The 11,954-nt window shown below is 46.8% G+C and carries 11 protein-coding genes; 7 read left to right on the top strand and 4 right to left on the bottom strand.

Annotated features, from left to right (window positions below; all coding sequences use genetic code 11):
- Positions 1-39 precede the first annotated feature (39 nt).
- Complete coding sequence (locus KNO73_RS04915; RefSeq protein ID WP_078147026.1) at positions 40-222, bottom strand: aspartyl-phosphate phosphatase Spo0E family protein; 183 nt, start codon at positions 220-222, stop codon at positions 40-42.
- A gap of 188 nt (positions 223-410) precedes the next feature.
- Here KNO73_RS04915 and KNO73_RS04910 point away from each other — a divergent pair, with 188 nt between their 5' ends.
- Together KNO73_RS04910 and KNO73_RS04905 are read left to right on the top strand one after the other, a co-directional pair.
- Complete coding sequence (locus KNO73_RS04910; protein WP_078147025.1) at positions 411-1,109, top strand: cytochrome c biogenesis CcdA family protein; 699 nt, start codon at positions 411-413, stop codon at positions 1,107-1,109.
- Between the two features lie 19 nt (positions 1,110-1,128).
- Entirely contained in the window at positions 1,129-1,581 is a 453-nt protein-coding gene (locus KNO73_RS04905; RefSeq protein WP_078147931.1) for a CcdC family protein, read from the top strand.
- 34 nt (positions 1,582-1,615) lie between these two features.
- Here the strand turns inward: KNO73_RS04905 and KNO73_RS04900 are convergent, their stop codons facing one another.
- The 3 genes from KNO73_RS04900 to KNO73_RS04890 form a co-directional block, all read right to left on the bottom strand.
- A complete protein-coding gene (locus KNO73_RS04900) occupies positions 1,616-3,175 on the bottom strand; it encodes a solute symporter family protein (protein WP_078147024.1) in 1,560 nt (519 codons plus the stop codon).
- Entirely contained in the window at positions 3,172-3,450 is a 279-nt protein-coding gene (locus KNO73_RS04895) for a DUF485 domain-containing protein (protein ID WP_240499876.1), read from the bottom strand. Before KNO73_RS04895 ends, KNO73_RS04900 begins: the two co-directional genes overlap by 4 nt.
- A gap of 306 nt (positions 3,451-3,756) precedes the next feature.
- On the bottom strand, positions 3,757-4,188 hold the full coding sequence (locus KNO73_RS04890) for a DUF2621 domain-containing protein (protein ID WP_031423504.1): 432 nt from the start codon (positions 4,186-4,188) through the stop codon (positions 3,757-3,759).
- A 178-nt stretch (positions 4,189-4,366) separates the two neighbouring features.
- On the opposite strand from KNO73_RS04890, the gene KNO73_RS04885 reads away from it, so the two are divergent.
- The 5 genes from KNO73_RS04885 (at position 4,367) to KNO73_RS04865 (ending at position 11,952) form a co-directional block, all read left to right on the top strand.
- Entirely contained in the window at positions 4,367-5,965 is a 1,599-nt protein-coding gene (locus KNO73_RS04885; RefSeq protein WP_078147022.1) for a peptide chain release factor 3, read from the top strand.
- A gap of 195 nt (positions 5,966-6,160) precedes the next feature.
- Complete coding sequence (gene acnA, locus KNO73_RS04880) at positions 6,161-8,875, top strand: aconitate hydratase AcnA (RefSeq protein ID WP_012726444.1); 2,715 nt, start codon at positions 6,161-6,163, stop codon at positions 8,873-8,875.
- Positions 8,876-8,988: 113 nt separating this feature from the next.
- On the top strand, positions 8,989-9,480 hold the full coding sequence (locus KNO73_RS04875) for a DUF3939 domain-containing protein (RefSeq protein WP_078147021.1): 492 nt from the start codon (positions 8,989-8,991) through the stop codon (positions 9,478-9,480).
- 127 nt (positions 9,481-9,607) lie between these two features.
- A complete protein-coding gene (locus KNO73_RS04870; protein ID WP_214684117.1) occupies positions 9,608-11,173 on the top strand; it encodes a BCCT family transporter in 1,566 nt (521 codons plus the stop codon).
- A gap of 101 nt (positions 11,174-11,274) precedes the next feature.
- Positions 11,275-11,952, top strand: coding sequence for a hypothetical protein (locus KNO73_RS04865; protein ID WP_078147019.1), 678 nt, complete (start codon positions 11,275-11,277; stop codon positions 11,950-11,952).
- Positions 11,953-11,954 lie beyond the last annotated feature (2 nt).

Here is an 11,954-nt window from a genome sequence, read left to right as displayed (position 1 = left end):
GGAAAAAGCTCGTCACACTAGGTGACGAGCCGTCAAGTTTCAAGAATGAAGTTTCTCTTTATTATGCTTTGATAGGACATGACGAGTGATTAGAGAGTCAAGTTCTTGGCTTACTGAAATGACTTCAGGTGAGGTCCAAGAATGCTTTGACGCGATTTTATACAGTTCATCACGTTTTTGTTCAATGGCCTGGTGTAGTGTATCTGCTGCGGTGACTGCCACGTTCGTTCCCCCATCATGTAAATTAGAATTTTGTGAACTGGAATATCCAAATCTTAGCACCTCCGTTTACAGATGACAAGTTTCATTTCCATTTCAAAAATTACAAAATGATGTTGAGGTTTGAAAGAAAAGATTCGAGCAATTTAAATAGGATTTCGCTATAATGGTCGTGAAAGGTGGAAATCGTCATGGAAGTCACATTATGGCTCGCATTTGGGGCGGGCGTCTTATCGTTCTTGTCACCATGTACGCTCCCGTTGTATCCGGTCTTTCTCTCGTATATCACTGGGGTTTCCGTATCTGAGTTAAAAAATGAAGGATTAAAACAGCGTACAGCTTGGTTCCACACATTTTCGTTCTTATTCGGTTTTTCGATTGTCTTTCTCGTGCTAGGGTTGTCGACTTCGTTGATCGCAGACGTCTTCATCCAATACAAGGACAGTCTACGCATGTTCGGCGCCATTTTGATTTTCGTGTTCGGCGTCTTTTTGGCGGGCTTATGGCAACCGCAATTTATGATGCGTGAAAAGAAAATGGATATCGGCGAACGAAAGAGCGGTTATTTTGGTACCGTTTTAATTGGTATTGGATTTGCGGCCGGTTGGACACCGTGCACAGGTCCGATTTTAGCTGGTGTGATCGCACTAGCCGCCACGAACCCGAGTCAAGGGCTCGGCTATATGTTGGCGTATGTCATCGGATTTGCAATTCCATTTTTGGTGATGGTCGCATTCGTTGGCAAGATCAAGTACTTAGCACGCAACAGTGCAAAAGTGGCAAAAGTCGGAGGCTATTTGATGATGGTGTTCGGCGTACTATTATATTTTGACGGAATGAATCGGTTCGCTGCATGGATGAGCGAGCTTGTCGGATTCACCGGATTTTAAGGGGTTGACCGAGATGTCAATGTTATGGGGGTCGACTCTCGTCGCGTTGTTAATGGGTATCGTAGCGAGCTTTGTTCGTGTAAAAGCATCGGCAAAGCCGACGAATGCGAAGAAAATTTTAATCCCACCACTTGCGATGACGACCGGGATGATTCAGTTTTTGATTCCCGCGTTTCGCTTATCATGGGTCGAAGTGGCTGAGGCCCTTGCGGTCGGGCTCATCTTCAGTCTGTTTTTGATTAAGACATCAAACTTTGAAAAACGGGACGGCGAAGTGTATCTCTCACGATCGAAAGCATTTTTCGTGGTCGTGTTCGCACTCCTTGCCATCCGTACAGCAATGAAGGTTTGGGTCGGTCATGAGGTCGATATCTTCTCGACCGGCGGATTGTTTTATTTGATTGCTTGGGGGATGATTGTCCCGTGGCGAATCGCCATGTATCAAAAATATAAACGAATCGCAATCACGTAAAAATGGAGTGGCGTTGAGCCACTCCATTTTTTATTTAGTCTGCTTTCGTAGCGGCGACTTCGGTCTCCGCGTCGATTCCAGTGTTCGCCTTGACGAGGACGCGTTCATAGTTTCCTGCTGCTTCATCTGATTTCGTGACCAGTGTACCAATCACGGCAGCGATGAAACCGAGGGGGATTGATACAATCCCGGGATTGGATAGTGGGAATAGGGCTTCACCGACAAAGATGGCCGAACCGTCCGGAGCCCAAAGGTTCGGGCTGAGTGCGACTAGAATCAGTGAGGAGAACAAACCGACGACCATTCCCCAAATGGCGCCACCTGTATTAAAGCGTCTCCAGAAAATCGTAAAGAGAATCACAGGTAAGTTCGCACTCGCCGCAACGGCGAAGGCGAGCGAGACAAGAAACGCAACGTTCATCGACTGGGCGAAAAAAGCTAGTCCCATTGAGACGAGGGCGACCGCAACTGAAGCGATTCGCGCGGCTTTCACTTGTTCAGTTTCTGTCGCTTCCCCATTACGAATGATATGTCCGTAGAAGTCATGGGCGAAGGCGGAAGCAGCTGACAGTACGAGTCCAGCGACAACGGCAAGAATTGTCGCGAACGCGATTGCGGCAACGAAAGCGAACAAGAGGTCACCACCGAGCACTTGCGCGAGAAGAGGGGCCGCCATGTTGCCGGCAGGGTTTGCGGCGAGAATGGCATCACGTCCGACGAATGCTGCGGCACCGAAACCTAGGAAAATGGTCAAGATATAAAATGCACCGATGATCCATGTCGCATAGACGACGGATTGCCGAGCAGTCGGTGCATCTTTGACGGTGAAGAAGCGAATCAGAATATGAGGGAGCCCTGCCGTACCGAGCACGAGCGCCATGTTTAATGAAATGGTATCGAGCGGTAGCTTGAACTTGTTCCCAGGGTTCAAGAAGTCACTTCCGAGTGGGGTCGCTTTACTGACTTCATTAAACATCGTCGTGACGGAGAAATCAAAACGAGCGAACACGAGAAATGAAATGATTGCCGTCCCAATCATCAGAAGTACGGCTTTCGTGATTTGTACCCAAGAAGTGGCCGTCATGCCACCGAAAACGACGTAGACTGTCATTAAGATTCCGACGACGACGACACTTGTCGTATAAGGGATTCCGAGTAACAGTTCAATCAAAGCACCCGCTCCGACGAGTTGCGCAATCATGTAAAAAATGGAGATGACAATCGCATTCATCGCTGCGACACCACGTACGCGAGGCTTGTTAAAACGTGCCGCAATCATGTCTGCCATCGTATATTTCCCAAGATTTCGCAATGGTTCGGCGACGAGATAGAGGACAACGAGATAGGCAACGAGGAAACCGATTGAATAGAAAAACCCATCGAATCCCGCAAGCGCGATCATACCTGCAATTCCGAGAAACGATGCGGCAGACATATAGTCGCCTGCAATGGCAAGACCGTTTTGAAATCCGGTCAATCCACCATCTGCCGTATAAAAATCGCTGGCAGTTTTTGTTTTTCTTGCTGCAAAGTATGTAATCACTAGCGTGAGTCCGACAATGGCGATAAAGAGGGCGATCGCGGTCCAATTCATGATCTCACCTCGTCTTTCAATTGTTCGACGAGTGCGTCAAAGCGACGGGCACGTCGACTATAAAGTACACAAAGTGTCCAAGTCATAATGAACTGGGAAAAGGCGAACGCCCAAGCCCAAGTGATGTCCCCGATGAGTGGTGTATTCAAGATCGTCGTATAGCTCGTCAGAATCGGGAGTGTGAAATAAAAGATGAGTGAGAAGATGATAGCTGGAACGATGAAGCGATTTTTTTCCTGCATTAACCGATGAAATGTCTCATGTTCGGTAATCATGTGGGCAGATTGATGGCTTGTTGTTTGTGAAACTTGTGTTACATCATGCATAATAGACCCTCCTTGACTGTAAGATAAATCCATTATGCGTTGTGAAAAACAATTCAGTCATTCCTTTTTTTCGTGTCGAAATGAAAGACGTTATATTAATATTGGTCATACCAATTTACTGTAAGCGTTTTCAATATTGTCTAATTCGTGAACGTTATTTCGATGTAATATAAAGCTCGAGAAAAGGTACTTTTGACCCATTAGGCGAATCGCACAATTCGACAAATAAAAAACTCTATCTGAATGAGATAGAGTCTACTGCTGAAAATAGTGTTCGTATGGCGTCCAATCAATCTGTTCTTCGGTTAGCGCTTTCTTTAAGAACTTGTGATCGCGCTTCGGTGTTGCGGCGATGTAACCCTTTACCACAAGTTCGGTCGTCATTTTTTTTGCACGCGATTCAAGCGCGAATTGACCGATTTTACCTGCGATTTTTCGGATCGCCACGTCGCGGAACAACTCGGGTACCGGTGTGACGAGACGATCTAATAGCGTCCGCGTCTCCGGAGTCCAGAGATGACGCGTTCTTTCTATATAATCATCTTCGATGTCAAGTAGGGAACGTCCATCTTCTTTTGGCATTCGTTTTAAAAACTTACGAAACATGAAGTACCCGCCAATCGTCATGAGTCCAATCATGACGAATCCCCAGAATACAATGAAATACATCATCAAGTTTTCTGGCATCGTCTTTCCCCCGTTCTATACATTCACTTGCTTTCATCGTTAGTATACAAAAAAGAATCCATTTGCAAAAGGCGTACGTCCCATTAGGATAGACGAACCGAATTGATTTCGTTAGAATAGATAGCGTTGCTACGAGAATAAGCATGAACTGAGACGAGAAAGGAAAGGTCTATCCTATATGAGCCAATTGAAACAGGAAGTCGAGAGACGTCGGATATTCGGCATTATCTCTCACCCGGATGCGGGGAAAACAACATTAACAGAAAAATTACTTTTGCACGGTGGTGCGATTCGCGAGGCAGGTACGGTCAAGGCGCGCAAAAACTCAAAACACGCAAAATCTGACTGGATGGAAATCGAGAAACAACGTGGGATCTCGGTCACATCGTCTGTCATGCAATTCATCTATCAAGACAAGGTTGTATCGATCATGGATACACCAGGACACAACGACTTCGGTGAAGACACGTATCGCGTGTTGACATCAGTCGATAGCGCGGTCATGGTCATTGATGCTGCGAAAGGGATTGAAACACAGACGAAAAAACTATTCCAAGTTTGTCGGATGCGTGGGATTCCAATCTTCACATTTATGAACAAGTTGGATCGTCAGGCAAAAGATCCGCTTGAATTGATGGAAGAGCTCGAAGAAGTGTTAGGCATGCCTTCTGTCGCGATTACATGGCCAATCGGAAGTGGAATGCAGTTTGAAGGTGTCTACGACCGAATGAAAAATGAGGTCCACTTGTTCCGTGGGGAGAAGTCGACACTTCAACTGGGTGAGGACGGAGTGAACGATCCGATTCTCGCCGATCATTTGTCGGAAGAGAACTTGATGAACCTCCGCGATGAAATCGACCTTCTCGATGGAGCGGGGAACGAGATTAATGTCGAGGCGATCCAGAGCGGTAAATTGACACCGGTATTTTTCGGAACAGCGCTCGTCGACTTTGGGGTGACTGCGTTCTTGAATCACTATTTAGAGATGTCTCCGGCTCCTGAGGCACGTAAGTCGAACGTCGGTCCAATCAATCCGACATCAGAAGACTTCAGTGGATTCGTCTTCAAGATTCAGGCGAACATGAATCCGGCACACCGCGATCGCATCGCCTTTGTACGCATCTGTTCAGGTGTGTTTGAGCGTGGGATGGATGTGACGCTCACTCGTACTGGGAAAAAGATAAAATTGAGCCAATCGACACAATTGATGGCGAACGATCGAGAAACAGTCGACCAAGCGTTTGCTGGTGATGTCATCGGGATCTATGATTCTGGGACGTATCAAATTGGAGATACCATCACCACATCGAAGCAGAAGATTGCGTTTGAGGCGCTGCCAACTTTCCCACCGGAATTGTTCATGCGCGTTTCGCCGGTCAACTCGCTCAAGTCGAAACACTTCCACAAAGGGGTAGAACAGCTTGCGCAAGAAGGGGCGATTCAAGTGTATCGCAACGAATATAACGAGATTTATCTCGGCGCGGTCGGACAACTTCAATTCGAGGTATTCGAATATCGTTTAAACAATGAATATGGCGTCGATATTCGAATGGAACCAGTCTCATATAGCGTTGCTCGTTGGGTCAAAGATAAAGAGTTGAAGGCATTGAAACCGTTCCAAGATTCACGGAACATGCTCGTTACAGACCGTTGGGAACGTCCGGTCTTCCTGTTCGCGAACGAGTTCACATATGAACGGTTCGCTGAGCGTCACGCAGATGACTTGACGCTTGTTGAGGCACTTGACGTCAACGAAGAGATCGGTACGGAAGAATAAGATGTAAACACCTCGTTTCTGAGGTGTTTTTTTGTTGTGAATTAAGTCATTTTAGTTTTGATAAGTTTTACTTATGACTAATTTGTGACGGAATGTATTTTACGTCACGCTATACTTGTATTATGATAAATATGTGAAAAGTAAGCGATTACGCATTGTCGTGTGGTCGGCGCTTTCAAAAAGGGGGAAATTGCAATGGAACAGACGAATGTTTTAGACGCCTTCGCATCTCGGACAAAGTTCGAAGCGAACGGGCAATCGTATGATTTTTATCGTTTGAAAAAATTGGAAGAAGAAGGATTGACGGACATCAGCCGTCTTCCGTATTCGATTCGCGTTCTTCTTGAATCGGTTCTCCGTCAACAAGACGGGCGTGCCATCACGAAAGAACATGTCGAGAACTTGGCAAAATGGGGCACTGCCGACGTCTCGAAAGACATTGACGTACCGTTCAAACCGGCACGTGTCGTACTTCAAGACTTCACGGGTGTACCGACGGTCGTAGACCTTGCTTCACTTCGTAAAGCGATGGCAGACCTCGGTGGAGACCCAAACAAAATCAACCCAGAAATTCCTGTCGATCTCGTCGTCGACCACTCAGTTCAAGTAGACGCATATGGTTTCGCTGGCGCATTGATGAAAAACATGGACATCGAATTTGAACGTAACGAAGAACGTTATAAGTTCTTACGTTGGGCTCAGACGGCATTTGACAACTATCGTGCCGTACCACCTGCAACGGGGATTGTTCACCAAGTAAACTTGGAGTACTTGGCATCTGTCGTCCTCGAGAAGAATGATGCAGAAGGTACAGTTGCTTATCCAGATTCACTCGTCGGAACGGATTCGCACACAACGATGATCAACGGACTCGGTGTTCTTGGCTGGGGTGTCGGCGGAATCGAGGCGGAAGCAAGCATGCTCGGTCAACCATCATACTTCCCAGTGCCAGACGTCGTCGGTGTCAAAATCATCGGTGAAGTAAACCCTGGTGTGACAGCGACAGATGTGGCGCTCGTCGTGACAGAGATGCTCCGTCATGAAAAAGTTGTCGGGAAATTCGTTGAATTCTTCGGACCGTCGCTCCACACGATGCCACTTTCAGACCGTGCGACGATTGCAAACATGGCGCCTGAATATGGTGCGACATGTGGATTCTTCCCGGTCGATACGGAAACATTGAACTACATGCGTACGACTGGTCGCTCTGAGGAGTTGATTTCACTCGTCGAAGAATACTCTAAAGCGAATGATCTCTTCTATACACCAGATCAAGCTGATCCAACGTTCACAAAAGTGTTGACACTCGACTTGTCGAAAGTCCAGCCTTCACTTGCGGGTCCGAAACGTCCACAAGACCGAATCAACCTCTCAGACGTTCAAACATCGTTCATCGATAGCTTGAGTGCTCCTGCAGGAAACAGTGGCTTCGGACTTGACCGTTCTGAACTCGACAAAACGGCGACAGTCAAGTACGAGGACGGCGCAGTCGACATGAGTACGGGAGATGTTGCGATTGCAGCCATCACAAGCTGTACGAACACGTCGAACCCATACGTCATGGTCGGTGCTGGACTCGTTGCGAAGAAAGCCGTTGAACGTGGCTTAACCGTTCCGAAATACGTGAAGACATCACTCGCACCAGGTTCGAAAGTCGTAACGGACTACTTGGATAAGGCTGGTTTGACTTCTTACTTGGACGAACTTGGCTTCAACACGGTCGGATACGGCTGTACGACATGTATCGGAAACTCTGGTCCGCTTGACCGTGAAGTCGAAGATACGATCACAGAAAACGACTTGCTCGTGTCGTCAGTCCTCTCTGGTAACCGTAACTTTGAAGGGCGCGTTCACCCGCTCGTGAAGGCAAACTTCTTGGCATCACCACCGCTCGTCGTCGCTTACGCTCTTGCCGGGTCAGTCAACTTCGACATCATGAATGATTCGTTCGGTACAGACAAAGATGGAAATGAAGTATACTTCAAAGACATCTGGCCATCAAACGATGAAATCAAAATGGTTGTCCAAGACGTCGTATCACCAGAAGCATTCCGTAAAGAGTACGAAACGGTCTTCACTGGTAACGAGCGTTGGAACGCACTCGATGTTCCGGAAGGAAACTTGTATGACTTCTCAGATGAGTCGACATACATCCAAAACCCACCGTTCTTCGAACAACTCGAACCAGAAGCGGGCGAGGTTCATGCATTGAATGGCTTACGTGTCATCGGGAAGTTTGCGGATTCGGTTACGACCGACCACATCTCGCCAGCTGGATCATTCTCGAAGACGACACCAGCCGGTCAATACCTCCTTTCTAAAGGGGTAGAGCCAATCGACTTCAACTCATATGGTTCTCGCCGTGGTAACCATGAAGTCATGATGCGTGGTACGTTCGCAAACATTCGTATCCGCAACCAAGTTGCTCCAGGAACTGAAGGTGGCTTTACGACGTACTGGCCAACTGGTGAAATCATGCCAATGTATGATGCGGCTATGAAGTACAAGGAACAGGGAACAGGTCTTGTTGTCCTTGCAGGAAATGATTACGGAATGGGATCATCTCGTGACTGGGCAGCGAAAGGGACGAATCTTCTTGGAATCCGTGCGGTCATCGCACAAAGTTTCGAGCGGATTCACCGTTCGAACCTTGTCATGATGGGTGTGCTCCCGCTTCAGTTCTTAGACGGTGAATCGGCTGAATCACTCGGATTGACTGGTGAAGAAGCAATTGATATTCAAGTCGATGAGTCTGTACGTCCGCGCGATATCTTGAACGCAAAAGCGACACATGAAAACGGAACGGTGACAGAGTTCAAAGTCATCGCTCGTTTCGACTCTGAAGTTGAAATTGATTACTACCGTCACGGTGGAATCCTGCAAATGGTTCTCCGTAACAAATTGAAATAAGTGCTAGTCCATGACCTTCCTTTGAAAAAAGGAAGGTTTTTTTCATGAATATGCAATTTTAAGGTGAAAGTTTTAAAAGATTCGGGAACAGGAAGACAGGGAGGGGTGCGCTTATGGATAAAGAAGAGAAGCTCGGAAAGAGTTGGTGGAAACGATTGACGCAACAAAAAGAGGTGGAACCGGATCGAGAAATTGATATCACCCTTTCAGAATTGCGTCAGGCGATTCACGAATATGAACAGACACTGCCAAAAGGTGTGAATCGCACCGTCCTACTGGATGACTCGCAAGAAATCGACACCAAACGCTTGAAACATCACCTTTCGGGAATCCCGAAACAACGTTTCTTCATGTCAAAAGAGACGTTTCATATCGTACCGGAAGATGAACGCGACGTCATTTATGAAATGGATCAAGTGCAACGGGCACTCGATCTGTATATGGACCAGGAGAAGAAATTACCGTTACAAACATTTCAGAACGCGCTTCAACTCGATTTGACCCGTTTACGAGAGGGGGGTTATTTAAAAACGTTGCCAAAAAGACCTTACTATGTGGTCGATGAAACATTGATTGTTTCACTGGAGCCCAAAGAAACAACTTGATGACAAGACACCTATCTATTGGACGGTAAACAATACATTTATGTACACATAGGGTTGTGACTTGTTTCAAAAGTATGTTAGGGTGGAAAACGTATATGAAAATAGAAAATTAAATAGGAGTGATTTTATGGAACGAAAAAGCCGTGTGACGACCGTATTCGTCGTATCTGCAATCATAACTGGCTTATTTACGATTTGGGGACTTTTCCCCGAGAGTTTATTAGGTAATGCCAGTCTGTTAAACGTGACGAGTACGTTACAAGGCTGGCTCTCAAACGGGATGGGTTGGTTCTATCTCTTGAGCGCCACCGGGTTTTTACTGGTTGCCATCTTTTTAATCTTTTCAAGATATGGTTCGATTCGACTTGGAAAGGATACAGATCGTCCAGAATTTAGTTATTTATCATGGTTTGCCATGTTATTCAGTGCCGGGATGGGAATTGGACTCATCTTCTGGGGAGCGGCTGAACCGTTGCTCCACTTCCACTCACCACCATTCGCTTCACCTACACCTGAAGGAGATGCACGGACTGCTATGCGTTATGCATTTTTCCATTGGGGCTTCCATCCATGGGCGATTTACGCAATGATTGCGCTCGCCATCGCATATTCGACGTTTAGAAAAGGTCGTCCCGCGACGATTGGGGAGACGATCGGTTCGCTCGTCCATAACCGCTACGAACAACCCGTGAAGCAAACGGTCGATATCCTTGCGGTCATTGCGACGGCATTCGGGGTAGCGACTTCACTTGGTTTTGGTGCTCAACAAATTGCCGGTGGCCTTCATTACCTCATCCCTGGGGTACCGAACGCTTTCGTGACACAGTTGATCATCATTGCCGTCGTAACGGTGCTCTACATGATCAGTGCTTCGACAGGTCTTGACAAAGGAATTCGAATTTTAAGTAATACGAATATTTTCTTGGCAATTGTCCTACTTGTAGCGACGATGTTTGCGGGACCGACAGCTTTCATTTTCGACTTGTTCACACAAACGGTCGGAACTTATTTGCAGCAGCTCCCGAGCATGAGTTTCCGTACAGCCGCATTTGAACCCGTTGAACGTGAATGGGTGAACGGTTGGACTATCTTCTACTGGGCTTGGTGGATTTCTTGGTCACCATTCGTCGGAACGTTTATCGCACGTGTATCGAAAGGGCGTACGATTCGGGAATTTATCATCGGAATCTTACTTGTCCCGACATCATTCGGATTATTATGGTTCTCCGTCTTCGGCGGTTCGGCCATCTGGGCTGATTTGTTCGGAGGATATAGCTTAATTGATCAAGTAAACGAAATCGGTACTGAGGTCGGGCTGTTCGCACTGTTTGAAACGTTCGGTGGTTTTGGGACGCTACTCAGTGTAATCGCCATCTTCTTGATTTCGACATTCTTTATTACATCGGCTGACTCTGCGACATACGTCCTCGGTATGCTTACATCGAACGGGAAGCTCATCCCGCCGATGGGGATTAAAATGACTTGGGGAATCATCCAATCATCAATCGCAGCCGTATTGTTGTATGCTGGTGGATTAGATGCTCTACAAGCTGTTGCGATTCTCGCAGCCTTCCCATTCATCTTCGTGCTCATCTTTATGATGATTGCCTTATTCAAGGATCTTACCGACGAACCGGATGAACGAGATAAATGGCTAGAGATGCAAAAGAAAGATGAAGATAAACTAGGTTAATTCGAAAGGGTCTCAGATGAGGCCCTTTTTCGGTCAAAAATATTTTGCTTGTCCTTCTCGCTAGTGTAGGATAGTAAGTGAAGAAACGAGGAGGATAGGCTATGAAACAACAGATAAAAAAAAGGTTGAGCTGGGTGATATTGGCCGGCATCCTCATTGTCGGGGCATTACTCGCTTATAACTTCTATGTGCTCATGGATTTGAGCGGGGAAGAGGAAGAGAAAGTCGAACCATTCTACTCGAATGTCGTGATCGGATATCAAGAACGCAAACTTCCAAAAGAAGGCGAAGAGCTCGAAGAACGAGAGTACCTTGTCACATATGATGAGGACGGACATTTTGTATCTGAAGTCGTGACGGGTCCAAATGTTGGCGCGAAAGCAGAATGGGATGGAGAGACCTACTTAGAGTTCAATCCGGACGGGGAAGAAGTTCTTCGACAGGAGACGAACTCCGGAGCAGTCGCACCTCATCCATTCTTGTCACGTGCAACGAACGAACAGATTCGTAAATGGCTCGATGACGGGACGCTTGGTTCAAGTGAAGGCGAAACCGATTTGGTCGGACGTACCGCGCAAGCGTATGTGAAATCAGAATCGGCTGAGACCGTTCCGGAAGAGTGGATTGAAAACTATCCATCGATTTTTAGTGAAGAAGAAAATAAAGAGACTGTCACATATTATGTCGATGCGCATGAACGAATCTTGCTCGCGGCAGAATCGCGGAATAACGGAAAGTTATTCCATTCGATTCGGATGACATCGTTTGAATCAAGATAATC

This window comes from Exiguobacterium sp. s83, from assembly GCF_018617095.1.
Classification (GTDB): Bacteria; Bacillota; Bacilli; order Exiguobacteriales; family Exiguobacteriaceae; genus Exiguobacterium; species Exiguobacterium profundum.
The sequence above is the reverse complement of the archived record's forward strand: the minus strand, read 5'-3'. Positions and strand labels throughout refer to the sequence as shown.